This is a genomic window from Flavobacterium panacagri (genome assembly GCF_030378165.1).
GTDB lineage: Bacteria > Bacteroidota > Bacteroidia > Flavobacteriales > Flavobacteriaceae > Flavobacterium > Flavobacterium panacagri.
The window spans coordinates 2,662,316-2,687,930 of sequence record NZ_CP119766.1 but is presented as its reverse complement, the minus strand read 5'-3'; the positions used below and the strand labels follow the sequence as shown (position 1 = coordinate 2,687,930).

The 25,615-nt window shown below is 33.6% G+C and carries 28 protein-coding genes; 18 read left to right on the top strand and 10 right to left on the bottom strand.

What is annotated here, in order from left to right; all coding sequences use genetic code 11:
- Positions 1–16: 16 nt before the first annotated feature.
- Positions 17–1,123, bottom strand: a complete 1,107-nt coding sequence (locus tag P2W65_RS11970; protein WP_289665804.1) for a Glu/Leu/Phe/Val family dehydrogenase — start codon at positions 1,121–1,123, stop codon at positions 17–19.
- A gap of 204 nt (positions 1,124–1,327) precedes the next feature.
- Between P2W65_RS11970 and P2W65_RS11965 the strand changes: the two genes are divergently transcribed.
- The 4 genes from P2W65_RS11965 (at position 1,328) to P2W65_RS11950 (ending at position 5,088) form a co-directional block, all read left to right on the top strand.
- Positions 1,328–3,106, top strand: a complete 1,779-nt coding sequence (locus tag P2W65_RS11965) for an ABC transporter ATP-binding protein (RefSeq protein ID WP_289665803.1) — start codon at positions 1,328–1,330, stop codon at positions 3,104–3,106.
- Positions 3,107–3,174: 68 nt separating this feature from the next.
- Positions 3,175–3,543, top strand: coding sequence for a PUR family DNA/RNA-binding protein (locus tag P2W65_RS11960; protein ID WP_091496046.1), 369 nt, complete (start codon positions 3,175–3,177; stop codon positions 3,541–3,543).
- A gap of 146 nt (positions 3,544–3,689) precedes the next feature.
- Entirely contained in the window at positions 3,690–4,514 is an 825-nt protein-coding gene (locus P2W65_RS11955) for an alpha/beta hydrolase (protein WP_289665802.1), read from the top strand.
- Between the two features lie 25 nt (positions 4,515–4,539).
- Positions 4,540–5,088, top strand: coding sequence for an RBBP9/YdeN family alpha/beta hydrolase (locus P2W65_RS11950; RefSeq protein WP_289665801.1), 549 nt, complete (start codon positions 4,540–4,542; stop codon positions 5,086–5,088).
- A 79-nt stretch (positions 5,089–5,167) separates the two neighbouring features.
- On the opposite strand, the gene P2W65_RS11945 is transcribed toward P2W65_RS11950, so the two are convergent.
- Complete coding sequence (locus tag P2W65_RS11945; RefSeq protein WP_289665800.1) at positions 5,168–5,503, bottom strand: tRNA-binding protein; 336 nt, start codon at positions 5,501–5,503, stop codon at positions 5,168–5,170.
- Positions 5,504–5,634: 131 nt separating this feature from the next.
- On the opposite strand from P2W65_RS11945, the gene P2W65_RS11940 reads away from it, so the two are divergent.
- The 3 genes from P2W65_RS11940 (at position 5,635) to P2W65_RS11930 (ending at position 7,982) form a co-directional block, all read left to right on the top strand.
- Positions 5,635–6,528 (top strand): alpha/beta fold hydrolase, encoded by an 894-nt coding sequence (locus tag P2W65_RS11940; protein ID WP_289665799.1) that lies wholly within the window; start codon positions 5,635–5,637, stop codon positions 6,526–6,528.
- A 126-nt stretch (positions 6,529–6,654) separates the two neighbouring features.
- Complete coding sequence (locus tag P2W65_RS11935) at positions 6,655–7,209, top strand: thioredoxin family protein (RefSeq protein WP_289665798.1); 555 nt, start codon at positions 6,655–6,657, stop codon at positions 7,207–7,209.
- Positions 7,210–7,586: 377 nt separating this feature from the next.
- Positions 7,587–7,982: a GreA/GreB family elongation factor gene (locus tag P2W65_RS11930; protein WP_289665797.1), complete on the top strand. Its 396-nt coding sequence runs from the start codon at positions 7,587–7,589 to the stop codon at positions 7,980–7,982.
- Between the two features lie 104 nt (positions 7,983–8,086).
- Here P2W65_RS11930 and P2W65_RS11925 read toward each other — a convergent pair whose 3' ends face one another.
- From P2W65_RS11925 to P2W65_RS11890, 8 genes are all read right to left on the bottom strand, one after another.
- On the bottom strand, positions 8,087–8,386 hold the full coding sequence (locus P2W65_RS11925) for a c-type cytochrome (RefSeq protein ID WP_289665796.1): 300 nt from the start codon (positions 8,384–8,386) through the stop codon (positions 8,087–8,089).
- Between the two features lie 92 nt (positions 8,387–8,478).
- Positions 8,479–9,411 (bottom strand): peptidylprolyl isomerase, encoded by a 933-nt coding sequence (locus tag P2W65_RS11920; protein ID WP_289665795.1) that lies wholly within the window; start codon positions 9,409–9,411, stop codon positions 8,479–8,481.
- A gap of 42 nt (positions 9,412–9,453) precedes the next feature.
- Entirely contained in the window at positions 9,454–10,608 is a 1,155-nt protein-coding gene (locus P2W65_RS11915) for an MFS transporter (protein ID WP_289665794.1), read from the bottom strand.
- Positions 10,609–10,750: 142 nt separating this feature from the next.
- Positions 10,751–11,092: a cupin domain-containing protein gene (locus tag P2W65_RS11910; protein WP_179006914.1), complete on the bottom strand. Its 342-nt coding sequence runs from the start codon at positions 11,090–11,092 to the stop codon at positions 10,751–10,753.
- Positions 11,093–11,094: 2 nt separating this feature from the next.
- Positions 11,095–11,952: a Zn-dependent protease gene (locus P2W65_RS11905; RefSeq protein ID WP_289665793.1), complete on the bottom strand. Its 858-nt coding sequence runs from the start codon at positions 11,950–11,952 to the stop codon at positions 11,095–11,097.
- A 14-nt stretch (positions 11,953–11,966) separates the two neighbouring features.
- Entirely contained in the window at positions 11,967–12,839 is an 873-nt protein-coding gene (locus P2W65_RS11900; RefSeq protein WP_289665792.1) for a sugar phosphate isomerase/epimerase family protein, read from the bottom strand.
- 31 nt (positions 12,840–12,870) lie between these two features.
- Positions 12,871–13,407 carry an NADPH-dependent FMN reductase gene (locus P2W65_RS11895; RefSeq protein WP_289665791.1) on the bottom strand — a complete coding sequence of 179 codons (537 nt, stop codon included), beginning with the start codon at positions 13,405–13,407 and terminating at the stop codon, positions 12,871–12,873.
- A gap of 84 nt (positions 13,408–13,491) precedes the next feature.
- Positions 13,492–13,830: a hypothetical protein gene (locus P2W65_RS11890; RefSeq protein ID WP_289665790.1), complete on the bottom strand. Its 339-nt coding sequence runs from the start codon at positions 13,828–13,830 to the stop codon at positions 13,492–13,494.
- Between the two features lie 262 nt (positions 13,831–14,092).
- Here P2W65_RS11890 and trmD point away from each other — a divergent pair, with 262 nt between their 5' ends.
- The 11 genes from trmD to P2W65_RS11835 all read left to right on the top strand — a co-directional run bounded on the left by trmD (position 14,093) and on the right by P2W65_RS11835 (position 25,607).
- The gene (gene trmD, locus P2W65_RS11885) at positions 14,093–14,773 is read left to right on the top strand and encodes a tRNA (guanosine(37)-N1)-methyltransferase TrmD (protein ID WP_289665789.1); all 681 of its coding nucleotides are present in this window, start codon (positions 14,093–14,095) and stop codon (positions 14,771–14,773) included.
- Between the two features lie 251 nt (positions 14,774–15,024).
- Positions 15,025–15,375, top strand: coding sequence for a 50S ribosomal protein L19 (gene rplS, locus P2W65_RS11880; protein WP_111423834.1), 351 nt, complete (start codon positions 15,025–15,027; stop codon positions 15,373–15,375).
- Between the two features lie 281 nt (positions 15,376–15,656).
- Positions 15,657–17,876: an NADP-dependent isocitrate dehydrogenase gene (locus P2W65_RS11875; RefSeq protein WP_289665788.1), complete on the top strand. Its 2,220-nt coding sequence runs from the start codon at positions 15,657–15,659 to the stop codon at positions 17,874–17,876.
- A gap of 144 nt (positions 17,877–18,020) precedes the next feature.
- A complete protein-coding gene (locus tag P2W65_RS11870) occupies positions 18,021–20,399 on the top strand; it encodes a TonB-dependent receptor (protein WP_289665786.1) in 2,379 nt (792 codons plus the stop codon).
- Between the two features lie 30 nt (positions 20,400–20,429).
- Positions 20,430–21,251 (top strand): DUF4249 domain-containing protein, encoded by an 822-nt coding sequence (locus P2W65_RS11865; RefSeq protein ID WP_289665784.1) that lies wholly within the window; start codon positions 20,430–20,432, stop codon positions 21,249–21,251.
- Entirely contained in the window at positions 21,251–21,736 is a 486-nt protein-coding gene (locus tag P2W65_RS11860; RefSeq protein ID WP_353511554.1) for a GyrI-like domain-containing protein, read from the top strand. The genes P2W65_RS11865 and P2W65_RS11860 overlap by 1 nt, the downstream gene beginning before the upstream one ends.
- 43 nt (positions 21,737–21,779) lie before the next feature.
- Complete coding sequence (locus P2W65_RS11855; protein ID WP_289665783.1) at positions 21,780–22,226, top strand: DinB family protein; 447 nt, start codon at positions 21,780–21,782, stop codon at positions 22,224–22,226.
- 89 nt (positions 22,227–22,315) lie between these two features.
- Positions 22,316–22,978, top strand: coding sequence for a thiamine diphosphokinase (locus P2W65_RS11850; protein WP_289665782.1), 663 nt, complete (start codon positions 22,316–22,318; stop codon positions 22,976–22,978).
- 146 nt (positions 22,979–23,124) lie between these two features.
- Complete coding sequence (gene rlmF / locus P2W65_RS11845; protein WP_289665781.1) at positions 23,125–24,213, top strand: 23S rRNA (adenine(1618)-N(6))-methyltransferase RlmF; 1,089 nt, start codon at positions 23,125–23,127, stop codon at positions 24,211–24,213.
- A gap of 133 nt (positions 24,214–24,346) precedes the next feature.
- A complete protein-coding gene (locus P2W65_RS11840; protein WP_289665780.1) occupies positions 24,347–24,583 on the top strand; it encodes a uroporphyrinogen decarboxylase in 237 nt (78 codons plus the stop codon).
- Between the two features lie 85 nt (positions 24,584–24,668).
- Complete coding sequence (locus tag P2W65_RS11835; protein ID WP_289665779.1) at positions 24,669–25,607, top strand: alpha/beta fold hydrolase; 939 nt, start codon at positions 24,669–24,671, stop codon at positions 25,605–25,607.
- Positions 25,608–25,615: the final 8 nt, after the last annotated feature.

Sequence of the window (25,615 nt, the reverse complement as noted above, 5' to 3'; positions counted from 1 at the left end):
GAACACTGAACACTAATTACTTAGCCGCGTTCTCGATTCTTCTTTGATCGATACGATTTTGAGCAATTGTAAGTGCCGCTTTATGCGTTGTCATATTATTTTTAGCAGCAAAATCTATAATTTCTAAAGTTGTATTGTAGATATTCTCTGTTTTTGTCATGATTTCAGCTTTACCGTAGTTTGCCAATTCAGCATAAACATTGATGATTCCACCAGCGTTGATTAAGAAATCCGGAGCATATAAAATTCCTCTTTCTTGTAAAATCGCACCGTGAACATTTTCATCTGCTAATTGGTTGTTGGCCGCACCAGCAATAACCTTAGCTTTAATTTTATTTACTGTATTATCATTGATTGTTGCTCCCATAGCACAAGGTGCGTAGATATCCACATCAGCAGTATATAAATCTTCGCCAGTGTAGATTGTTGCATTGTATTTTGAAGCAACTTGATACAATTTTTCTTCGTTAATATCCGTAATCGTTACCTGCGCTCCTTCTTTAGTTAAGTACTCAACCAAAGTTTCGCCTACGTGTCCAATTCCTTGCACCAAAACTTTTTTTCCTTCTAAAACATCAGTTCCAAACTGACTTTTAGCTGCCGCTTTCATACCTAAATAAACCCCGTAAGCTGTAACAGGCGAAGGGTTCCCAGAACCACCTCTTTCTTCAGAAATACCTGTAACATAAGGCGTAACATCTCTTACAGTATCCATGTCTTTAGTTTCCATTCCGACATCTTCTGCCGTAATATATCTGCCGCTTAGTGAATGAACAAATTCACCAAACTTACGCATTAATTCAGGTGTTTTTTGTGTTTTAGCATCACCGATAATAACAGCTTTACCTCCACCAATATTAAGTCCAGTAATAGCCGATTTAAACGTCATACCTCTAGAAAGGCGTAAAACATCGTTTAAAGCTTCCCATTCTGTGTTATAATTCCACATTCTGGTTCCTCCCAAAGCTGGCCCCATAACCGAATTATGAATACCAATAATTGCTTTTAAACCTGTATCTTTGTCATTGCAAAATACAATTTGTTCGTGATCGTCAAAAGATAATTGACCAAAAACAGGATCCATTTTTTGAAGTTCCTTTCCAGTTGCGAAAGTTGCATCCATAGCGCTAGTATTAATTAGGTTAAAATTATGAATTCGTCAAAAAGACAACTCAAACTTAATTAAAAAATACACATGTGCTAATTTTTTATCTTTAAAATAACAATATTACAATATAATTGTTTTGATTAAATCGTAAGTTATTATAATTTTATTTAATAATAATTCTTAAATTCAAATCAATTCAATATCAGATTTCTTAAAAAAATGAAAGAATTAAGCTATTTAAACAAATATTTCATCAAATATAAATACAGTTTTTCACTTGGAATTTTAACCACTATAATCGCACAAATATTTTCATTATACACTCCAAAGCTTATTAGTAAGTCTTTAAACGCCATTGAGAATTTTGATAAACTTCCGATTGCCAACCAAAAATCAGAGATTATAATTGCTTCTTATCGCCAAGATTTAATCCATAACGTATTATTAATCATTGGCACAACGATTGTAGCCGGCTTTTTAACATTTTTGATGCGTCAGACTTTAATTGTAATGTCCCGCCATATTGAATTTGATTTGAAAAATGAAGTTTTCAGACAATATGAGAATCTTTCGCAGACTTTTTACAAACAAAACCGAACCGGAGATTTAATGAACCGAATCAGTGAAGACGTTTCAAAAGTCAGAATGTATGTTGGGCCGGCTGTTATGTATACTATTAATACAGCAATACGTTTTGCGATTGTTATATTATATATGTATAATGTATCGCCGCTTCTTACCTTATATACCATATTACCGTTGCCGATTCTTTCTTATTGCATTTTCAAGCTAAGTTCCGAAATCAATAAACGAAGCACTACTTTTCAGCAGTACCTTTCTAAGGTTTCAAGTTTTACTCAGGAAATATTCTCAGGAATTCGTGTAATCAAAGCGTATTCTTTAGAAAATCAGCATCAGAATAATATGGTTGATCTTGCAGAAGAAAGCAAACGTAAAAGTTTAAGTCTGGCAAGAGTTCAATCTTTATTTGGCCCATTGATGATTGCGCTTATTGGAATCAGTAATTTGGTTGTAATTTATTTTGGAGGTGTAATGTACATCAACGGAAGTATCCCAAACATTGGAACCATCGCTGAGTTTATTTTATATGTGAACATGCTGACTTGGCCGGTTGCTTCTTTAGGTTGGGTTTCATCAATGGTTCAGGAAGCCGAAGCTTCTCAAAAACGCTTGAATGAATTTTTGAAAATCGAGCCGGAAATTAAAAACAACAATGAAAATTCATCCGATATAAAAGGAAATATAACTTTCGAAAATGTTTCTTTTACTTACCAAGATACCAATATCGAAGCTTTAAAAAATGTTTCCTTTACCGTTAAAAAAGGAGAAACTCTCGCCATTTTAGGAAAAACCGGTTCCGGAAAATCGACAATACTTTCTTTGATTTCTAGATTGTACGACGTTACTGAAGGAGAAATTAAAATTGACGAAAACGAAATCAGTACTTTAAACCTAAATGATCTTCGAAACAATATCGGAATTGTACCTCAAGATGCTTTCTTATTTTCTGATACTATCAAAAACAATATTAAATTCGGAAACCAGAATACCACTGACGAAGAAGTATTTGAAGCAGCCAAAAATGCAGTGGTTCATGACAACATTATTGCCTTTAACAAACAATACGACACCATTTTAGGAGAAAGAGGGATTACACTTTCGGGAGGTCAGAAACAACGTGTTTCGATTGCTAGAGCGATTATTAAGAACCCTGCAATCTTACTTTTTGATGATTGTTTATCTGCCGTTGATACTGAAACCGAAGAAATGATTTTAAACAATTTGTTTGAGATTTCGAAAGACAAAACAACCATAATTGTGAGTCATCGAGTATCATCTGCTAAAAATGCAGACAAAATTATTATACTCGAAGATGGTAAGATTATTCAACAAGGTTCTCATAATCAATTAATAAATCAGGAGGGATATTATGCATCGTTATATTTAAAACAACTTTCGGAAAAAGAATTACTTTAATTGTTGCGTAATAGATAATTTTTTATGATTTTTGAGTACTATTAATTCCAAAAATGATAGAACGTATTATGAGAGAAAATGACATGTTAGAAAAAGAAGAGATTTTTTCTAAAGTATTACGAGCAGGAAGAAGAACTTATTTCTTTGATGTGAGAGCTACCAAAGCCGATGATTACTATATTACTATTACCGAAAGCAAAAAGTTTACTGAGGAAGATGGTTCTTTTCACTTCAAAAAACACAAAATTTACTTGTACAAAGAAGATTTTAGTGCTTTCGCAGAAATTTTAGAGGAAATGACTTCTTATGTTTTGAACCACAAAGGCGAAGAAGTAATTTCTGAAAGACATCAAAAAGATTTTAAAAAAGAATATAGTTCAGATAAATCTGAATCTCCAAGATCTAGTTTTACAGATATTGATTTTGATGATATTTAATTCAAAATAAAACTTTATTATAAAGTACGAGTCCAAATTGTTCTGCATTTTGGACTTTTTTTATATATTAATTTATTATTTTAGACTTTAGACTTCAGATTTTAGATTCTATCTAATCGAATAAATTCAACAATACCATATAAAAAATGAGAAAATTAATTATTCTTCTAAGTTTCTTTCTTTACGGAGTTTCATTATCTGCTCAGAATATAGAATATGAAACGAAAAATAACATTCAATATTATAGTACGTCTGTAAATAAATCAGATAAGTATATCAATGAAAGATGCGTACTGGATATTTATTACCCTAAAAACAAAAAGGATTTCGCAACCATTATTTGGTTTCACGGGGGCGGATTGACTGGTGGCAACAAAGAAATTCCTGAAGCTTTAAAAAACAAAGGTTTTGCAATTATTGGAGTAAATTACAGATTATCTCCTAAAGCAAAAGCCGAAAAAGCGATTGAAGACGCGGCGGCTGCCGTTGCATGGACTTTTAACAATATTGCCAATTATGGAGGAGACAAATCAAAGATTTTTGTTTCCGGACATTCTGCTGGAGGTTATTTAGGAATGATGATTGGTTTAGATAAAAAATGGCTTCAAAAAGAAAATATCGATGCCAATCAAATTGCGGGACTTATTCCGTTTAGCGGACAATGCATTACGCATTTTGAAATTAGAAGAGAAAACGGAATTCCGGAAAAACAGCCTACAATTGATGCTTTTGCTCCTTTATTTCATGTTCGCGGCGATGCTCCGCCTTTGTTATTAATTACTGGAGATCGTGAATTAGAAATGCTGGGACGTTACGAAGAAAACGCTTATATGGCAAGAATGATGAAACTGAACGGACACAAACAAACCAAACTTTACGAATTGGACGGCTACGGTCACGGCATGACAGAACCTGCTTTTCCACTTTTAGTTAATGAAGTAAACCGAATTTTAAAAGAACTTAAAAAATAATCACTAAATAAAAAATTCCACGGCAATGGAGACACAACTTTTAATTATACCAGGACTTGGAGATTCTGGAGAAAAACACTGGCAAACCTTTTGGCATCAAAAATTCGAAAACTCGATTCGCGTTGTACAAGACAATTGGGACGAGCCTGTTCGAGAAGAATGGCTTGCGCGCTTAAACGAAAACATTTTAAAACTAGACCAACCAACCGTTCTTGTAGCGCATAGTCTGGCTGTTTCATTGGTTTTACATTGGGCAGAAAAATATAATAATCCAAATATAATTGGTGCTTTTTTGGTTGCTCCTGCTGATGTCGATTCACCTCAACACACACCAGAGTGCACAAGAAACTTCTCTCCGATTCCACTTTACAAATTACCTTTTCCGTCTGTAGTTGTAGCAAGCGAAAATGACCCTTATGCTTCTTTCGAAAGAAAAAAATACTTCGCTGAGCAATGGGGGAGTGATTTTGTAAATATCGGTCAGCAAGGACACATTAATTCTGATTCTGATTTAAAATATTGGGAGGAAGGACAGTTGCTATTACAGAAGTTAATTGAGAATATTAAAAAGTAGTCAGTGTTCAGATTTTTAGTGTTCAGTAACGATAATTAAACTCTTGCAAACTGAACACTAAAAACCTAAACACTGAACACTAACCTATACGTAATCCATTTTCTATTTTAAAATCCGGAGCTAATAAAATCACATCTCCTTCCTTTCCTACAGCTCCAAGAACTAGGCATTCACTCATAAATTTTCCAATTTGTTTTCGAGGAAAATTAACAACCGCCACAATTTGCCGATTAATCAAATCTTCTTTTTTATATCTTTTGGTTATTTGCGCTGATGATTTTCTAATTCCGATTTCTGAGCCAAAATCTATTGTTAACTGATAGGCTGGTTTTCTAGCCTCAGGAAAATCATTGACTTCTAAAATAGTTCCTACGCGCATGTCTGTGCGTTCAAATTCGTTCCAGGTTAAATCCATCTTTATAATGTTGTTAGATTTACAAACCTATTAATTTTGTAATGATCGGGATTAATTCTATAATCTTTTTTTTGGCATTCACCTCTAATTTTACGGAATATGGAGAAAAACTAACATTAAAAAGATACAAAATGGAAAATAGTTTAATGAATGCCAATCCTTCTCTTAGAGATTACGACTTTGATGTAAAACATCACAATACTGATAAATATATAGAAACCGCTCAAAACGTTCGTCTTTACGTTCGAGATTATGGCAAAGGAAAACCCGTAATTTTAATTCACGGCTGGCCTTTGTCTAATGAAATGTGGGAATATCAAATTGAGTTTTTAGTTCAGAATAATTACAGAGTTATCGCTTATGACAGAAGAGGTTTTGGAAAATCTTCCCAGCCTTGGGACGGATATGACTTTGATACTCTGACAGATGATTTAAGCGAAATTATCGAACAGCTTCAATTAGAAGAAGCAACTTTGGTTGGTTTCTCAATGGGTGGTGGCGAAGTGGTTCGTTACTTTAGCAGACATCACGGAAAAGGAATCACAAAAGCTGCCCTAATTTCATCTATCATTCCATTTTTATTAAAAACGGAAGACAATCCTGATGGAAGACCAGTAGAAAAAAGCGAAAATACAGCCACATCCATAAAAGAAGACCGAATTGGTTTTCTGGACAATTTTGGCAAAATCTTTTTTGGCGTAAACATCATCAATAAGCCTGTAAGCAACCCTCTATTAGAATACTATAGAAATTTATGCTCAGCAGCTTCACCTAGAGCAACATTACAATGCGCCGCCTCTTTAAACACAACTGATTTTAGAGATGAGTTGAGTTCTATAAAAGTTCCAACTTTAATTATTCATGGAGATGACGACAAAGTAGTTTCAATGGATTTAACGTCAAAAAAAGCAGCTGAAGGTATCAAAAATAACAACTTCATTGTTTATGAAGGCGCTCCGCATGGTTTATTTTATACCGAAAGAGAAAAACTAAATGAGGATTTACTACAATTTTTAAATTCTTAGAAAAATAAAAATAGTATCCAAAGAGCAAGCTCGAAAAGCTAACTGCTTCTTTGGATATTTTTTATTCTTGTGCGCTTTTATTTACAGTTTTTTAAAGCTATTTTTGAAAATCAAATTTGTAATAAAATGGCACGTACAGAATCGACAATGCTTCCTTTAGGCACAATTGCACCTGATTTTTATTTAAAAGATACCAATTCTAATGACACTTTAACTTTTGAAGATTTGAAAGGGTCAAAAGGAACCTTAGTTATGTTTATCTGCAATCACTGTCCATTTGTGCATCATGTTATTCAAGAAGTGGTTATGATTGCTAATGATTATCGCGTTATGGGAATTGGAGTAATCGCTATTTCAAGCAATGATGTTGTAAAATATCCGCAGGATTCTCCAGAGCTAATGACCAAATTTGCTCTGGAAAACAGAATAGATTTTCCATATCTGTACGACGAAAGACAGGAAACGGCAAAAGCTTATCAGGCAGCTTGTACGCCAGACTTTTATTTGTTCGATAATCAAAACCGTTTGTTTTACCGCGGACAGCTTGACGATTCAAGACCTGGCAACGGAATTCCGCTTAGCGGAAGCGATCTAAGAGGCGCTATAGATGCCTTAATTTATAACAGAAGTTTAAAAGAACCGCAAAAGCCAAGTTTGGGTTGCGGCATAAAATGGAAGTAAATACGCATTAAATCCAAAAAGATTCCCTATCTTTGTAGATCAATTTAATCATCCTTATGGGAAATAAAATACCATTTACAGCCTCTATAAAGTCGTTTTGCATTGCAAAACCGCTTGATGCTGTAATTATTTCACATAATAAGGCCTTTATTAATTAGGCCTCCGTCTACTTCAGTTTTCTTCTTTTTGACGGAGGATTTACATCAAGCTTAAACATTTCTTTATTTGACAAAAATCAATTTTGGTCAGATATTTTTTTGTTTTTCCAATTTAAAAATTTCATTTAACAGTCTTTTTTAAGACTACAATGCATTTGTTTATAAATCCTATAAGAAGAAAAATTACTTAAAAAGTATAACAATAAATTCAATATAGATATGAAACCCACACCCACTTTCTGTAAATCAGATTATCAATTTTTAAGAGAATTGATTTTAAAAAGTAAAAACTCAACCAATACTAAAGAAGCCAATCAGCTTTCGCAGGAATTAGACCGCGCTATAATCAGTAAAGAAAGCGAACTGGACAGTTCTGTAATCCGAATTAATTCGATTGTAACAATTGAAGATGTAAAAGCTAACAAGCAAATGAAAATTCAAATTGTTTTACCATCTGCTGCAGACATCAAACAATCTAAAATTTCAATTCTAGCACCTTTAAGTGTAGCTATTATTGGTTTTAAGGAAAACGACGAAGTAGATTGGGAACTGCCGGCTGGTATTAAGACATTAAAAGTAGTAGCTGTAGATAATTCGGCTGTTTCGCATTCCTAACTTTTTAAACACCTCATTCTTTGACGGTGTTTTTTTTATATCTATTTGAAAATAAAAAAACTGTTCGACTGAACAGTTTTTTTATGCTTTTTCTAAAACGCAAACTACAGTTGCGAATGAATGTAATCTGTAACAGATGCTAATTGGGTTTCGTCTAATTTCGCTTTTTTCCCCATTCTTACTAAAATTGGAGCCCATTCTTCTTTTGTAAATTTCTTCGGATCGTACAATTTGTGGCATTTTGCACAATTGTTCTCATACATGTTTTTACCTGCTTCTAATTCAGGAGTCAATGCAACTGTCTTTGATGGTTCAGCAGTTGTCGAAGCAACGGCTGCCGTTTTTTGAGATCCGCAAGCAACCATAAATAATGCAAGCCCTGCAACGATTAAAATATTTTTCATCAGCTTTGTTTTTATAGTAAATATAAAAAAATCCCATATACCGTGGTATATGGGATTGCTATTTAAAACAATACTAAATTGCTTCTAAATTCTTATTTTACGTCCATTAATTCAACGTCAAAAACTAAAGTTGCATTTGGCGGAATAACCCCTCCTGCACCAGATGGTCCGTAAGCTAAATCAGATGGAATTACAAAACGAGCTTTGTCTCCAACCTGTAATAAAGCAATACCTTCGTCCCATCCTTCAATAACCTGTCCGATTCCTAATTTGAATTCGATTGGTTTTTTACGTGGGTAAGAGGAATCAAAAACTTTTCCGTTTTCTAAAGAACCTTCGTAGTGAACAGAAACAGTTTTTCCAGCTTCAGCTCTTTTACCTTCTCCTTTTTGAATCATTTTATAACGTAAACCGCTTTCTGTTTTATCAAAACCAGCGGCTAATTGTTCCATTTTTGCTTCAGATTCTGCTTTTAAAGCCGCTTCTCTTTTTAGACGAGCCCCTTTTAAACCAATGAAAGCTTCAATAGCGTTCCATTTTTGAGCTTCTTCACCTACTCTAATAATTTCTAAAGTTTCTAATGTATCACCTTGAGCAACAGCATCTACAACATCTTGCCCTTCGATAACATGACCAAAAACAGTGTGTTTTCCATCTAACCAAGGAGTTGGGACGTGAGTAATAAAAAATTGAGAACCATTACTTCCTGGTCCTGAATTTGCCATAGATAAAACTCCTGGACGATCGTGTTTTAAACTTGGCACGAATTCGTCATCAAATTTGTATCCAGGATCTCCAGTTCCAGTTCCTTTAGGACATCCACCTTGAATCATGAAATCAGCAATAACCCTGTGAAAGTTTAAACCATCATAGAATTTTTGTCCTTGAGGTTTTACTTTATTTTCCATATTTCCTTCTGCAAGAGCCACAAAGTTACCTACAGTTCCAGGTGTTAAATCGTGTGTTAGTTTTACTAAAATCGAACCTTTGCTAGTGTTGAATTTAGCGTATATTCCGTTTTCCATGTTGTTATTTTTTAATTGAACGCAAATTTACAAATTAATTTTTTAATCCATTTGCGCTTTCTGCCTTTTAGATTTTGATTTATAAGTCAATCCGTAAACTGTTAATGATAGTAAAGACAATACCATACAGCCAATAGTTACTGCATGCCATCCGCCCAATTTCCATAATAATAGTCCGTAAGCAGATCCCACTGCAGTTCCTAAAAAGGTAAGTGACATAAATACAGTGTTCAGTCTGTTTCTAGCTTCTGGCAGCAAAGAGTACACACGGGTTTGGTTTGAAATGTGTACACCTTGAATTCCTATATCAATAAACACAATTCCAATTGCAATTCCGATTACACTTTCAATTGAAAAATAGAAAATCAAAAAGCTGATTAAAACCAATAAAATACCATAACCAACTGCAATTCTTGAGTTTCCTTTATCTCCTAATTTCCCAACTAAAGGCGCTGCTAAAGCTCCTGAAGCACCAACAATTCCGAATAAACCAATTGTTGCACTATTAAAATTAAACGGTTCGCCTGAAAGCAATAAAACCATAGTAGTCCAAAAAGCTCCAAACTGAGCAAAACTAAAAACGTTGATTGCCGTTGCTTCACGCAAAACCGGCTGTGTTTTTATAAGAGTAAATAATGACTTGATTAACTGTCCGTAAGTTCCTTGAAACTGCGGTTTATTAACTGGAAATTTACTTTGAATGACAAAAAAGATCAAAAGACAAATTCCTGCGGCAATATAAAACATCGATCTCCAGCCTAAAACCTGACCGATGAATCCGCTTAAAGTTCGTGAAAGCAGAATTCCAACTAAAAGACCACTCATAATTGTTCCAACCACTTTTCCACGTTGTTCAGGCGCGCTCAAAGAAGCTGCTAATGGTAAAATAAGCTGTGGTACAATGGAAGTAATTCCAATTAATAAAGAAGCAATCTGCAAGACTAGAAAACTTTTGGCTGTGGCCGCAATCAGCAAAGCAAGTACTGTTGCAAAAGTGGTCATTAAAATCTGCCTTTTTCTTTCTATTTTATCACCAAGAGGCACCATAAAAAATAAACCAATTGCATAACCTGCCTGAGTTAAATAAGTTATAGTTCCGGCATTGGCTTCTTGAATTTTAAATTCGTTGGCAATTAAAACAATCAAAGGCTGGCAGTAATAAAGATTTGCAACTATAAGACCAGTGCAAACTGCCATAAAAAGTACATTTGTTTTGGATAAATTCATGCTGCAAAAATACCGATCTAATCTTAATTGAAACTTTAAAAAAGTTATAAAATTTTTAATTTTAAGATTAGATCAGAATTTTGAGATCAAATTTCAATTGATTTTGAACCGTTTAGTAATTCAAAAAATCTTCTCTAGCTGGACTAAAAACATCTGTCAGCATTCCTGTTTCCTGACATACAACTCCATGAATTGCATGAGGAGGAATGTAAAAACTGTCCCCTTCTTTTAAAGCCTGCGTAACTCCATTTATGGTAACATCAAATTTTCCGCTCGCTATATAAGTAACTTGTGTGTGATAATGTTCATGCAAAACACCTATTGCTCCTTTTTCAAAATGAACATTGACAAGCATTATTCTTTCATCAAAAGCCAAAATCTTGCGTTTGATTCCTTCTCCAACTACTTCCCACTCTATTTCATCTCCTTTTAAAAACTCTTTACTTGTTTTCATTTCTATTTATTTTTAATTTTTTCGAAATCTTTTTCCATTAGAGTTAATCCATTGGTCAAATTATTTTCTTTAAAGTATTTTTCTAATTCTTTTAGTCTTTTTAGATTATCGTATTTAATTCCTGAATTCAATTTTCTTTGACACAGCGAACATAATCTAATAGAATGAGAATCTGTTTCTGACATACTGTTAGTTCCATTCATAACGCAATTAGCCTCAATACAATGATAAAGACCAAACATATGACCTATTTCGTGAGAACATATCTTCAATAATCTTTCTAAACCTAAATTAAAATCGGCTTCTTTTTGCATTCTATAAATAGAACTTACGGCAATTTTATCTCTGTAAGAAGCCAGGCCAAAAACAAAACTCCATTCCGGTTTTGGATACAAATCTTTCTCTGTTAAAGCCATTAATACAATTCCGTTCTGAGGCCTTTCTTTTTTCAAAACACTATCCAAAATAAAACCCGCTAAAAATTGATCTTGCCCTTCTGAACCGATTCTTCTCGCATGTTTCGGAATAATATCATTTGATACTTCCTCCTGAACTTTGGTTTCAAGCTGAAAAAATATTTTTAGATATTGACGAACCAATTCAATTTGTTTAACTTGCAAGGAATCAAATCCACCTATTGGCTTTAAATAAATTATATTATTTTCTTTTGTTGGAACTATATGTTTAGACTTAGTAAATTGATCAAAAGTTTGTCCTTTTTCTTTATGTGAATACAACCAATCACCGGGCTTTGGAGGAAAAAGTTTAACGTCATTTTCTGCGATACTATCAAAGTAATCTTTTTTCTCAGATTGACAAGACAAAAGAATCACTGCTACAAGCAAAAGGACTTTCTTCATAAATAAAAATTTAATTAGAGTATGTTTTTAGAGATAAAATCGCAGCTCTGTTTAATCGATTCAAAAGAATCTTTCGCAAAATTATTTTCCTGTTCTACAAAAAAATGAACCATTCCAGATTGTTTTACTTCTTGGAACAAAGATTTAAAGTCGATGGTTCCAGAACCTATTTCTGTATTTAAATCATTGCTGTTTTTGTCTTTATCCTTCACGTGCCATATTTTAAAACGTCCAGGATTTTCCTTGAATAATTTTAAAGGATCATTTCCTGAATGAATTACCCAATATAAATCCAATTCGAAATAAACCAAATCTTTATCTGTTTCTTTTAATAAGATCTCGTAACCCGTAGTTCCATCGTGTTTTTGAAACTCAAAATCATGATTATGATAAGCCAGTTTCAAACCTGCTTTTTTGCACATGACTGCGGCTTCATTTAGTCGAGTGGCAATCTTTTTATAATCGTCAATATTTCTTCTAAAAGGTTCATCAATCCAGGGAATGGTTAAAAATTCGCTTTCTAGAATTTTTGCTGCTTCTATCGACGCAATTAATTCGTCTTTATTTCCATCATATAAAAAACTCCCTAAATTATAATGGCCGCTTAACGCTTTAAGACCATTATCATCCAAAATCTTTTTAAGTTCTTTAGGAGTCAATCCCCAAAATTGATCTTTAGTTGAAAAGCCATACGTTTCAACTGTGGTATATCCTGCCTTTGCTACTTTCTCTAAAGTTCCTTTTACATCTTTTGGAAGTTCTTTGCGAAGGGTATACAATTGAAGCCCTATTTCTTTTTTTCTCATACAAAATGCTAATGATGGCCGAGCCCAAACAGCAGTTGTGGCAAGTCCTGTGGTTACTATAAAATTTCTTCTTGTAATCATGTGGTTAGATAAGTTTCAGAAAGTAAATTTATCATAAAAAATGATTCTCAAAGTTTTTTATAAAATTTTGAAGTGCATGTTTTGTTTCTTCTCCTATAATTTCTCCGTCAACATTGATTTTACCTCGAACACCCTGAATTAAAAGCTGGGTTTTATCATCAAATTTAGCTCCCAAAGTTGTCATAATTAACAAAAGCTGCTCGTGTCCCATTTCGCCAGAAGCTGAAGCTGTTATTAAGCCAGTCATTTTATTTGAAAAAATTGTTGTAGAAACACACCATTCGAAAGCATTTTTAAGACTTCCGGGCAGACTGAATACATATTCGGGCGTGCAAATTAAAACACCATCTGATTGTTCTATTTTATTTCTGAATGAAATTATTTCCTGCGGAGGATTTTCGGTATCCAAATCTGGATTAAAATGAGGAAGTGTTGCAATATTCTCGAATATTGCAACTTCAAATTCTGCTTTTAAATGATTGGAAATGTATTGCAGAATTTTAAAATTACTGGAGTTATTTCTAGTACTTCCCGTTATGGCAAGTATCTTTATTTTTGTTGAAGGCATTGTTATAAAATATAAATAGTATTTCTAAAGCGATACTTTAAAAATACTATTTATTTGTGAATGTAAATCTGAAACAAAATGTTTTTATCTCTTAGAATTTACACCCGCTAAATTTTTTGAGTCAACTGACTGTGGAGGGAATTTTTGATTTTCACTATGCCATAAATAAATTTTCCCTTCTTTATTAACATACATATAATCATATTTCCAGTAAGATGGACCTGCAATTCCCGCATCGTCATTATGATCTTTTGTAAAAACTTGATCAGCATAAAGAAGTATTTCATTGTCTTGATCATCATGAAGTATTCTCACGGGAGGCCCCCAACTCCTCATTAGTTTCTGCCTGGTCTCTCCAAGCCATTTTTCATTGGTTTTATTAGTGCTGGAACACGAAGTATGCAAAACTGCAATAACGAGCAATAGTAAAGTTTTTTTCATAATTAAGTCTGGTAGTTTTTAGATTAAGTAGTAAATTCCTATAAATTTAACACTATTCTACCAAATAAACCAGCTAAAATGTTATTACAACATTAAATCCGATAAAGTGCACGATTTATACGATGAAATGCATGGATTAATGTAAAATCCTATAACATACTGACAAAAAGCAACTTATAAATCTTTGAAAATTTCCAAAAATTAACTTTGTATCTTTGCCAACAAGAAAACTATTGAATAAAAAATGCGAATTGACATTATTACACTTTTGCCTGAATTATTAAAAAGCCCTTTTGAGGCTTCGATTATGAAACGTGCCATTGATAAAGGTTTGGTTGAAGTTCATTTTCACAATCTTCGTGACTATAGCACTAATCGTCAAAAAAGTGTTGATGATTATCCTTTTGGAGGTGGAGCTGGAATGGTTATGACAATTCAGCCTATTGACGATTGTATTACGCATTTAAAAAGCCAGCGTGAATACGACGAAATAATTTATATGTCACCCGATGGAGAAACACTAAATCAGAAAATGGCCAACAAAATGTCAATGTATGAAAACATTATTATTTTATGTGGTCACTATAAAGGTGTTGACCAAAGAGTTAGAGATCATTTCATTACGAAAGAGATTTCGATTGGCGATTATGTTTTGTCTGGAGGAGAATTAGGCGCAATAGTTTTATCTGATGCCTTAATACGATTAATTCCTGGAGTTTTAAGTGATGAAACCTCAGCCTTGACAGATAGTTTTCAAGACAATTTATTATCAGGTCCAATCTACACGAGACCTGCAGATTATAAAGGCTGGAAAGTCCCAGAAGTTTTAACCAGCGGACATGCGGCAAAAATTGATAAATGGCGTGAAGATATGGCGTTTGAACATACTAAAAATAGACGGCCAGATTTACTGGAAGATAAATAGTACTCAGTGTTCAGTTTTTTAGTATTCAGTTTTCAGAATTACTGCAAACTACCTCAACAGACTGAATACTAAAAAACTGAACACTGCAAACTACACTTAACTCCCATTTTATCAGCATTTTAAAAAAATAAAATTTGGATTTATTTTTATTGGAATTTAATTTTTTTTATCTACATTTGCACCCGAATTTGACCAACCTCTGGCGAGATCCGTGAATGTTGATCTTATATAAAACCATAATTTAAATTATCATGGCAGATTTATTAAAATTCGTTCAAGACGAATTCGTTGCTAAAAAAGATTTCCCAGATTTCGGAGCTGGAGACACAATTACTGTTTTCTACGAAATTAAAGAGGGTGAAAAAACAAGAACTCAGTTTTTTAAAGGAGTTGTAATTCAAAGAAGAGGTTCTGGTGTTACAGAAACTTTTACTATTCGTAAAATGTCTGGTTCTGTTGGTGTTGAGCGTATCTTCCCAGTAAACTTACCAGCTTTACAAAAAATTGAAATCAACAAGAAAGGTGCTGTACGTAGAGCTAGAATTTTCTACTTCAGACAACTTACTGGTAAAAAAGCTAAGATTAAAGATAAAAGAAGATAATCATTTATCTAGTTGTTATAAAAAACTCGTTTCATACCATTTGAAACGAGTTTTTTTTATGCCTTATTTTTAACCAATATCAAAACCGTAATTTTTTAATACCAAAATCATCGATTTAGCAATATATCGGATATGAAATAACAATCTGTTAATTTCGCCTTTTCTCGCGAAAACTCAACCGATTTCGTTGTGATTTTATTATATTTGCTCCGCTCATTTTGAGCCGAATATATCTTTGCCATCGTTAACTCCTGACGATACGATTATAAAAAAAAAAGAAAATGACAAAATCAAAAATTTTTTACACCTTAACTGATGAGGCGCCGTTATTGGCCACTTACTCTTTGTTACCAATTGTTCAAGCATTTACAGCTACAGCTAGAATTGAAATCGAGACCAGAGATATTTCGCTGGCAGGAAGAATTTTATCAAACTTCCCAGAATCTTTGACTGATGCTCAAAAAACTGGAGATGCATTGGCAGAATTAGGTCAATTAGCAACTCAGCCAGAAGCTAACATTATCAAATTACCAAACATTTCAGCATCTGTACCGCAATTAAAAGCGGCTATTGCTGAATTACAATCGCACGGATACAATGTACCAAATTTCCCTGAAGATCCTCAAAACGATGCTGAAAAGGAAATCAAAGCTAAATATGCAAAAGTTCTAGGTTCTGCTGTAAACCCAGTTTTACGTGAAGGAAACTCTGACCGTAGAGCCCCAAGAGCAGTTAAAAACTTTGCAAAAGCAAATCCACACTCAATGGGTGCTTGGTCTGCTGACTCAAAAACTAAAGTGGCTTCTATGTCAGGTGGTGATTTTTACGGTAGTGAAAAATCATTAACTGTAAATGAAGCAAATGATGTAAAAATCGAATTTGTTGCTAAAGACGGAACTACAACTGTTCTTAAAGCAAGTACTCCATTAAAAACAGGCGAAATCATTGATAGCTCTGTTTTAAGCGTAAGCAAATTGAAAGCTTTTGCTGCTGATGTTATCGCTGAAGCTAAAGCTGCAGGAGTTTTACTTTCTGTACACTTAAAAGCGACTATGATGAAAGTTTCTGATCCAATTATCTTTGGCGCTATCGTTGAAGTATATTTTGCAGATGTTTTCAAAAAATACGAAACTTTATTCGCAGAATTAAATGTTGACACAAGAAACGGTTTAGGTGACATCTACGCTAAAATCGCTGGAAGACCTGAGCAGGCAGAAGTTGAAGCGGCTATCGATCAAGCAATCGCTAATGGACCAGCTTTAGCAATGGTAAACTCTGATAAAGGAATTACAAACTTACACGTTCCATCTGACGTAATTGTTGATGCTTCTATGCCGGCAATGATTCGTACTTCTGGACAAATGTGGAACAAAGAAGGAAAAGCACAAGATACATTTGCTGTTATTCCTGACAGATCTTATGCTGGAGTTTACACAGCAACTATTGATTTCTGTAAAAAACACGGTGCTTTTGATCCTAAAACAATGGGAAGTGTTCCAAATGTTGGATTAATGGCTCAAAAAGCTGAAGAATATGGATCTCACGACAAAACTTTCCAAATGAAAGCTGACGGAGTTGTTCGTGTTATTGATGCAAACGGAACTGTTTTAATGGAACAAAACGTTGAAGCTAATGACATTTTCAGAATGTGTCAAGCAAAAGACGCTCCTATTCAGGACTGGGTTAAATTGGCTGTAAACAGAGCTCGTTTATCTGATACTCCTGCTGTTTTCTGGTTAGACGAAAATAGAGCACACGATAGAGAATTAATCGTAAAAGTTCAAAAATACCTTAAAGAATACGATACTACAAACTTAGACATCCGTATTTTAAACCCAGTTGCTGCAACTGAATTTACTTTAGACAGAATCATCAAAGGTTTAGATACTATTTCTGTAACAGGAAACGTTTTACGTGACTATTTAACAGATTTATTCCCAATCTTAGAATTAGGAACTTCTGCTAAAATGTTGTCTATCGTTCCTTTAATGAACGGTGGCGGATTGTTCGAAACTGGTGCTGGAGGTTCTGCTCCAAAACACGTTGAGCAATTTACAGAAGAAGGATACTTACGCTGGGATTCTCTTGGAGAGTTTTTAGCTCTTGGTGCTTCATTAGAACATTTAGGACAAACTTTAAACAATGAAAAAGCGATTGTTTTATCTGAAACTTTAGATCAGGCTAATGATAAATTCTTAGCAAATGATAAATCTCCAGCTCGTAAAGTGGGTCAGATTGATAACCGTGGATCTCATTTCTATTTAGCATTCTATTGGGCTCAAGCTTTAGCCGCTCAAACTAAAGATGCTGAACTAAAAGCGATCTTTACTCCAATTGCAGCAGAATTTGAAGCTAATGAAGCTAAAATTGATACTGAGTTAATTGGTGCTCAAGGAAAAGCTCAAAATATTGGCGGTTATTACCAGCCAACTCCAGAGTTAGTAAGTAAAGCAATGCGTCCTAGTGAAACATTCAACGCAATTATTGCAAAAATTAAATAATTCAGACGCACTTGCGTTTTTAGAATAAACACGAAAAGGACAACTCTAAAGGTTGTCCTTTTTTTATCTTAACTTATGTTTAACAGTAGTTTCGAAGAAATATTTAGCGAGAATTGATTATCTATGTAAATCAAAATCAATGCAATGATTATTAAAAGTACCTGCACCTTTTTTATTTTTATTTTAACGATTTTCAGTTCTTTCTCTCAGGAAAAATTTACGTTAAGCGGTACAATCATTGACAGTAAAAATAACGAAACTTTAATTGGCGTTAACCTCTACATCCCAAGCCTAAAAATTGGAACCACCACAAACGAATATGGCTTTTATTCGCTCTCTGCACCTAAAGGAGAATATGAAATTGAAATCAGTTATGTAGGATATCAGACCATTCAAAAGACTATTATTCTAAATAAAAATACAAAGACCAACTTTTCTATCAGTTCTGGCGAAGAGCTTCAGGAAGTTGTCATTACAGAAAATAAAGGAAAAACAAATGTGAAGTCGCCCGAAATGAGCGTTAATAAACTCTCTATTTCAACCATAAAAAAAATGCCTGTTGTTTTGGGAGAAGTAGATGTCTTGAAATCTATTTTATTGCTTCCAGGTGTAACCAATGCTGGCGAAGGCGCTTCAGGATTTAATGTTCGTGGAGGCGGTGCAGACCAGAACCTAATACTTTTAGATGAAGCCACAATATTTAATTCCTCGCATGTCTTCGGATTCTTTTCCGTTTTTAATCCAGATGCCATTAAAGATTTAAAATTGTACAAAGGCGGTATTCCGGCGCGATACGGCGGAAGAGCTTCATCTGTTTTGGATATTTACCAAAAAGACGGCAGCAGTAAAGAATTCCATATGAATGGCGGTATCGGGTTAATTTCGAGTCGTCTGCTTGCCGAAGGGCCAATTGTGAAAGATAAAGGTTCTTTCTTAATTGGCGGAAGAGCTTCTTATGCTCATTTATTTCTAAAATTTTCTGAAGAAGATAAAGACAACTCAGCATACTTTTATGATTTAAATACTAAATTGACTTACAAACTTAACGATAACAACAGTTTATATTTATCTGGTTATTTTGGACGCGATGTTTTCAGCTTAAATAAAAGCTTCACCAATACTTACGGAAACTCGATCTTAAATTTGAGATGGAATCATTTGTATTCTGATAAGCTATTTGCCAACTTATCTTTAATTTACAGTGATTATTATTACGGATTAGACCTTGATTATGTTGGTTTCAACTGGGATTCTGGTATTAAAAACTACAATATCAAATACGATTTTAAGCATTATCTGTCTGACAAATTCAAACTGAATTACGGATTAAATGGAACTTATTATGAATTTAATCCAGGAACCATAAAACCAACAGGAGAAGATTCTGGAATTAATCCGGATCAGCTAGATAAAAAACATGCTTTTGAACCTTCTGTTTATTTAGATGCCGAAAGTCAGCTTTCTAATAAAATCAATATCTCTTATGGATTGCGTTACAGCCTTTTTTACAGATTAGGCGCATCAACCATCAATTATTACGAAAACAATCAGGCCGTAACTTTTAATACAGATATGCAGATTTATGAGAAAGGTACGCCAACTTCTACAAAATATTTTGGTAAAAATAAAGCGATTAAGAGTTACAATAATTTTGAACCCAGATTTTCTATTTCTTATCAATTAAATGAAGATCAGGCGCTAAAAGCAAGCTACAATCGAATGGCACAGTATCTTCAATTAATTTCAAACACTTCTTCTCCTACTCCATTGGATGTTTGGATGCCGAGTGATCAGTATATCAAACCACAGCTTGCAGATCAAGTAGCCCTTGGTTATTTCAGAAATATTTATAATGGTTCTTATTCATTAGAAGTAGAAACCTACTACAAAGAAATCCAAAACCGACTTGATTACATTGATGGAGCCGATTTAATTGCCAATAATGCGGTCGAACAGGTTATTCTAAATGGACAAATGAGATCTTATGGATTGGAAATTATGGTTAAGAAAAACAAAGGAAAGTTTAACGGCTGGATAGCTTATACCATTTCCAAATCTGAACAACAGACTCCTGGCAGAACACCAGAAGAAACAGGAATCAATAACGGTCAGTGGTACGCTTCTGCTTACGACAAAACTCATAATTTAGCCATTACTTCCGCTTATAATTTAAATGAAAAATGGTCATTTGGGGCTAATTTTGCTTTACAGTCGGGACAGCCCGTTTCATATCCAAATGGGCAGTACGAATATCTTGGAATTGTGGTTCCCAGTTATGGCTTGAGAAATGAAAACAGGCTTCCGGCTTATCATCATTTGGATATTTCTGCAACTTTGACACCTAGAAAAAATAAAGACCGAAATTGGAAAGGCGAATGGGTGTTCAGTATTTATAATCTTTATAACCGAATGAATGCGGCTTCAATTAACTTTCGTCAAAATGCAGATACAGGAGTCAACGAAGCGGTGCAATTGTCTATTTTTGGAGTAGTTCCAGCGGTAAGTTATAATTTTAAATTTTAAAAAATCAATTTAGGCACTAAAAATATACGCATGAAAAAATTAGTTTTTTTAATCGCATTTTTTGTCTCTCTCACCTCGACAAGCTGTGAAGATGTTGTTGATGTCGATTTAGATACCGCTTCTCCAAAATTGGTAATTGAAGCTTCTATAAACTGGGAAAAAGGTTCAACTGGCAGACAGCAGGTTATAAAATTAACCACAACAACGGGTTATTTTGATAGTTTGATCCCCATAGTTTCGGGAGCTGAAGTGTATATCAGAAACAGCAGAAACCAAAAGTTTAATTTTGCTGAACTTAACAAATCTGGCCGTTATGTTTGCAGCAATTTCAGGCCAGCACTTAACGAGCAATACACGCTAACGGTTATAAATGATGGCAACACTTACACAGCAACAGAAACCCTAAAATCAGTCACTCCAATCACAAGAGTAGAACAAAAAAATGATGGCGGTTTTACCGGAAAAGACATCGAAATAAGATCTTATTTTACAGATCCTGGTGACGAAGAAAATTATTATATGTTTAAATATTTTTATTCCAGCAAAGTAACTGCCAATTTTTATGTCTCAGAAGACAAATTTTATCAAGGAAATGAAACGTACAGCAGTGTCGACGATGATGAATTAAAAGCAGGCGACGAAATTGAAGTAACGCATTATGGGATTTCTAAACAATACTACAATTATATGAACATTCTCGTAAGTATTGCTGGAACAAATGTCGGCGGTCCATTTCAGTCGCCTCCTGCCACCGTAAGAGGAAATATTATCAATACAACAAACAAGGATAATTACCCTTTAGGTTATTTTTCCCTTAGCGAAACCCATTCACAAAAATATACTATAAAATAATGATACAGCCACTTATCAAAACCTTAGCCGAAAAAAAGCTTATCGGCCACTCTATTGAAATGTCTTTTATCGAAAATAAAACGTTTCAATTATGGAACGGTTTTATGCCAAAAAGAAAAGAAATAAAAAATGCCACAAATGCTAATTTATATTCTTTAGAAGTTTATAACGAAAATCATTTTGACAATTTTGATCCTAACGAAAGTTTTGAAAAATGGGCAGCTGTAGAGGTTTCTGATTTTGAAAATATCCCCGAAGAAATGAAAACTTTAACTATTCCAACTGGTTTATACGCTGTTTTTCTTCATTTGGGACCTGCAACCGAAGCTCATAAAACGTATCATCATATTTTTGCAGAATGGCTTCCAAATTCAGAATATGTGGTAGATGAAAGACCCCATTTTGCCGTAATGGATGAAAAATACAAAAAAGATGATCCTAATTCGGAAGAAGAAGTATGGATTCCAATAAAAAACAGAAATTGATTTTCTGCTCCAAATATTCTTCTTAATTTACAGCTAAAAAAATATGCTAATTCATACCTTAAAAATACTTTTCAATCGAGATTTGGATAAACTAAAATTCGAAATTGAATCTTATGAAAATGAGAACTCTATTTGGATTATCGATAAAAACATATCCAATTCAGCAGGAAATCTCTGTCTTCATTTAATGGGAAACCTAAATACTTATATTGGAGCAGAAATTGGAAAAACAGGATATATTAGAAATCGTCCTTTAGAATTTTCTTTAAAAGATATTCCAAGATCAGAATTAATCCAGAAAATCGAAGACACAATCATTGTAGTAAATAATGCCCTAGATACTTTAACAGAAGCAGATTTAGAATCAATTTATCCTCAGATTGTTTTTGAAAAAGAAATGACAACTGGATTTTTTCTCGTTCATCTTGCTACTCATTTGGCTTATCATTTAGGGCAAATTAATTACCACAGAAGACTTTTGGATTTCTGAGTTTAAAGATTCTCAAAAAAATCTAAATTCTAAAATCTGAAATCTAAAATTGTAAACCTTACCTTTGCACCACATTCAAAAATACTTTTATGTCATCACATCATATAGTCCGAGACGATCAGGAACCTGCCTTAATAATTGCCAACGGAGCCGCATGTGACCCTGAATTATTAGGACAATTGTTGGAGTGGTCGCCTTTGGTTGTAGTTTTAGATTCGGCTATTGAAAGAGTGATTGAATTAGGCATAAAAGTCGATGTTCTTTTGGGCGATTTTGATCGTGGCTTTGATCCAGAAATCTATAAAACATCGCAATTTCCAATCGAAATCGTTCACACACCAGACCAAGACAAAACCGATTTAGAAAAAGCTTTTGATTATTTAATTGAAAGAAAAATTCCAGCCGTAAATGTAGTTTGGGCAACTGGAAAACGTGCCGATCATACGATTACAAATCTTACCAATATTGTTCGATACCGCAATTTATTAAAGATTGTAATTCTCGACGATCATTCTAAAATATTTCTTTTACCTTCCAAATTTGAAAAATGGTATACCGCCAAAACTCCAATTTCATTAATTCCAATTGGCGTGGTAAACGGAATTTATTCTCATAATTTAAAATACGAATTAAACAATGACACGCTTACAATGGGTTATAGAACCGGAAGCAGCAACTCTGTAGAAAAAGATGGAATTGTAACTATTTCACATACAAATGGTGATTTACTATTAATGGAGTGTTTTGATTAGCAGCTATTTCCTGCTGTCCGCTATATCTTTTCCTGGCTAAAGAAGCCAGAAAAAGGATGCCGCTTCCATCAGGGCTAGGGCAATCGTTTTCATAATATAATTTTCTAAGAAAAGGAATACCTATCTTTGCACGGAAATCAATAGAAATGAAAGCAGAAAACAGTTCACAAAAAGACAATTTACACCCAAGAAATCTTCATCGTTCGCGTTATGATTTTGAATTACTTATTTCTAATTGTCCTGAATTAAAAGCTTTTGTTTCTGTCAATAAACACGGAATTGAAACGGTTGATTTTAGTAATCCGCTTGCCGTAAAAACTTTGAATAAAGCTTTACTTCAAACGTATTACGGAATTGAAAACTGGGATATTCCTAAAAATTATCTTTGCCCGCCAATTCCTGGACGAGCAGATTATATTCATTATATAGCCGATTTATTAGCACAAAGCAACAACAATCAAATTCCTGCAACGCCTCATGTTTTAGGTCTAGACATCGGAACAGGTGCTAATTTAATCTATCCGATATTAGGAAATTCGATTTACAACTGGAGTTTTGTTGGAACCGATATTGATCAAAAAGCGATTGAAAATTGCAGTAAAATTATCGAAGCCAATCCAAAACTCATAGATTCAATAAGTTTACAACAGCAGACAGAATCGAGATTTATTTTTAAAAATATTATCACACCCGAAGATCGTTTTGCTTTCACGATGTGCAATCCGCCTTTTCATGCTTCAGCCGAAGAAACGAACAAAAGCACTTCTCGAAAAGTTTCTAATCTTAATCCGAAAGAAAAAAGAAACATCAATCCTGTTTTAAACTTTGGTGGTCAAAATGCCGAATTATGGTGCAATGGCGGCGAAATCGGCTTTATAACCCAAATGATTTACGAAAGTGTCAAATACACTTCACAGGTTTTATGGTTTACGACTTTGGTTTCTAAAAAAGAAAATCTTTCATCTATTTATAAAACGTTGCAAAAAGTAAATGCTCTTTCGGTAAAAACAATCGAAATGTCGCAGGGACAAAAAACGAGTCGTATTGTGGCTTGGAGTTTTTTAAGTATTACTGAACAAAAGTCTTGGGTTTTAAAAAACCTAACCAATACTAAAATCAACGATTTAGATCAATATAATATCGATCTAAATTCTGCCGAAAAAGATATAAAAAAAGGAAAATCTTATTCACATTCTGAAATCAAAGATAAAATTGAACAATGGAAGAAAAAATAATTTAGTAGCGTTTCTAAAAATTCCATTCTCATTCATTACTCTAAAAAACGTATACTATTGATTTCCAAAACAAAACCTTGATTTTATTATTAGCTTTTGCTACATTTATTGTAAACTATTTAAAATCAAGATTATGGCAGAATACATTGGTTATCTCGCATCTGTTTTTATTGTTGGAGGTTTCTTATTGAAAAACCTTAGAACAATCCGATTTATTAATATGTTTGGCTGTATCTGCTTTGTTATTTATGGCATCTTTCTAAACGATTATCGAGATTTCCATCAATGGCTTTGGCCGGTAATTATTCCAAATGCCACTTTAGCTTTTGTACAGATTTATTATCTGACTTCCAAAAACGAAAAATCTTAAAATTATGATATTTTAAAATAAAATTCTGATACGTTTTCTGCTTACGATAATCGTAACTTTAAGCTTAAAACAGATTTTTATTACTATGTTAAAACAATATTCCAGACTAATTATCGTATTATTTTTAATCACAAGTTGTGCTTCTAAAAAAGTAAAATTTGAAGATTATGTTTTTAAAACCAAAAGCGAAGAACAGAAATACCAAACTGCCTACGACAAAGCCCTAAAACTTTGGAATATTCCTTATACAGAAGAAGATGTAAAGACAACTTTTGGAACAGCACATGTTATTATTGCTGGCCCTAAAAATGGAAAAGATCTGGTTTTACTCCACGGAATGGACGCCAGCTCTACGATGTGGTATCCAAATATTAAAGCTTTTACCAAAAATCATCGGGTCTATGCCATTGATTTTATAATGGAACCCAACAAATCCAATTTAACAGCAAAACCACTTTCATCAAAAGATATTCTTGCTTTTTACAATGAAGTTTTTGATCACTATAAATTAAAGAAATTTGATATTATTGGTGCTTCAAGAGGTGGCTGGATTGCTACATTATTAGCAACTCAAAAACCAAATTCTATTGATAAAATCGTTTTATTAAGTCCGGCGCAGACTTTTAAATTTATTGATCAAGTCGGAAAAACGACTTCGGCTTTAATGCTGAAACTTTTTCCAAGTGAAAAGAAATTCGGAAAAACATTAAAGACTTTTTCTACACATCCGGAAAACATTAGTGTTATTTATAAAAGACAGTTTTATTTAGCCAATAAATATTCAAAATCGAATTCAAGCATGCTTAAAATGATGCCTTTTTCTCAAAAAGAATTAGAATCCATTACAAATCCAGTTTTGGTTTTAATTGGAGATAAAGATGTAATTAATTCGGAAGAAAGTTTAGAAAGAGCACAAAAATATCTGGTCAATTGTAAAACCAAAACAGTAAAAGATGCTGGACATTTTTTAACAATCGACCAGCCTAAAATCATTAATGATGCCGTTATTAATTTTTTAGATTAGCGTACAAA

What these genes read in the sequence shown, in the direction of transcription:
- P2W65_RS11865 (WP_289665784.1), top strand. Translation starts at nt 20,430, where the DNA reads ATGAAAAAATTAGTTTTTTTAATCGCATTTTTTGTCTCTCTCACCTCG.
- P2W65_RS11940 (WP_289665799.1), top strand. Translation starts at nt 5,635, where the DNA reads ATGGAAAATAGTTTAATGAATGCCAATCCTTCTCTTAGAGATTACGAC.
- P2W65_RS11950 (WP_289665801.1), top strand. Translation starts at nt 4,540, where the DNA reads ATGGAGACACAACTTTTAATTATACCAGGACTTGGAGATTCTGGAGAA.
- P2W65_RS11920 (WP_289665795.1), bottom strand. Translation starts at nt 9,411, where the DNA reads ATGGAAAACGGAATATACGCTAAATTCAACACTAGCAAAGGTTCGATT.
- P2W65_RS11945 (WP_289665800.1), bottom strand. Translation starts at nt 5,503, where the DNA reads ATGGATTTAACCTGGAACGAATTTGAACGCACAGACATGCGCGTAGGA.
- rlmF (WP_289665781.1), top strand. Translation starts at nt 23,125, where the DNA reads ATGAAAGCAGAAAACAGTTCACAAAAAGACAATTTACACCCAAGAAAT.
- P2W65_RS11925 (WP_289665796.1), bottom strand. Translation starts at nt 8,386, where the DNA reads ATGAAAAATATTTTAATCGTTGCAGGGCTTGCATTATTTATGGTTGCT.
- P2W65_RS11905 (WP_289665793.1), bottom strand. Translation starts at nt 11,952, where the DNA reads ATGAAGAAAGTCCTTTTGCTTGTAGCAGTGATTCTTTTGTCTTGTCAA.
- P2W65_RS11875 (WP_289665788.1), top strand. Translation starts at nt 15,657, where the DNA reads ATGACAAAATCAAAAATTTTTTACACCTTAACTGATGAGGCGCCGTTA.
- P2W65_RS11840 (WP_289665780.1), top strand. Translation starts at nt 24,347, where the DNA reads ATGGCAGAATACATTGGTTATCTCGCATCTGTTTTTATTGTTGGAGGT.
- P2W65_RS11965 (WP_289665803.1), top strand. Translation starts at nt 1,328, where the DNA reads ATGAAAGAATTAAGCTATTTAAACAAATATTTCATCAAATATAAATAC.
- rplS (WP_111423834.1), top strand. Translation starts at nt 15,025, where the DNA reads ATGGCAGATTTATTAAAATTCGTTCAAGACGAATTCGTTGCTAAAAAA.
- P2W65_RS11835 (WP_289665779.1), top strand. Translation starts at nt 24,669, where the DNA reads ATGTTAAAACAATATTCCAGACTAATTATCGTATTATTTTTAATCACA.
- trmD (WP_289665789.1), top strand. Translation starts at nt 14,093, where the DNA reads ATGCGAATTGACATTATTACACTTTTGCCTGAATTATTAAAAAGCCCT.
- P2W65_RS11970 (WP_289665804.1), bottom strand. Translation starts at nt 1,123, where the DNA reads ATGGATGCAACTTTCGCAACTGGAAAGGAACTTCAAAAAATGGATCCT.
- P2W65_RS11850 (WP_289665782.1), top strand. Translation starts at nt 22,316, where the DNA reads ATGTCATCACATCATATAGTCCGAGACGATCAGGAACCTGCCTTAATA.
- P2W65_RS11895 (WP_289665791.1), bottom strand. Translation starts at nt 13,407, where the DNA reads ATGCCTTCAACAAAAATAAAGATACTTGCCATAACGGGAAGTACTAGA.
- P2W65_RS11870 (WP_289665786.1), top strand. Translation starts at nt 18,021, where the DNA reads ATGATTATTAAAAGTACCTGCACCTTTTTTATTTTTATTTTAACGATT.
- P2W65_RS11915 (WP_289665794.1), bottom strand. Translation starts at nt 10,608, where the DNA reads ATGGCAGTTTGCACTGGTCTTATAGTTGCAAATCTTTATTACTGCCAG.
- P2W65_RS11930 (WP_289665797.1), top strand. Translation starts at nt 7,587, where the DNA reads ATGAAACCCACACCCACTTTCTGTAAATCAGATTATCAATTTTTAAGA.
- P2W65_RS11900 (WP_289665792.1), bottom strand. Translation starts at nt 12,839, where the DNA reads ATGATTACAAGAAGAAATTTTATAGTAACCACAGGACTTGCCACAACT.
- P2W65_RS11955 (WP_289665802.1), top strand. Translation starts at nt 3,690, where the DNA reads ATGAGAAAATTAATTATTCTTCTAAGTTTCTTTCTTTACGGAGTTTCA.
- P2W65_RS11855 (WP_289665783.1), top strand. Translation starts at nt 21,780, where the DNA reads ATGCTAATTCATACCTTAAAAATACTTTTCAATCGAGATTTGGATAAA.
- P2W65_RS11910 (WP_179006914.1), bottom strand. Translation starts at nt 11,092, where the DNA reads ATGAAAACAAGTAAAGAGTTTTTAAAAGGAGATGAAATAGAGTGGGAA.
- P2W65_RS11960 (WP_091496046.1), top strand. Translation starts at nt 3,175, where the DNA reads ATGAGAGAAAATGACATGTTAGAAAAAGAAGAGATTTTTTCTAAAGTA.
- P2W65_RS11935 (WP_289665798.1), top strand. Translation starts at nt 6,655, where the DNA reads ATGGCACGTACAGAATCGACAATGCTTCCTTTAGGCACAATTGCACCT.
- P2W65_RS11860 (WP_353511554.1), top strand. Translation starts at nt 21,251, where the DNA reads ATGATACAGCCACTTATCAAAACCTTAGCCGAAAAAAAGCTTATCGGC.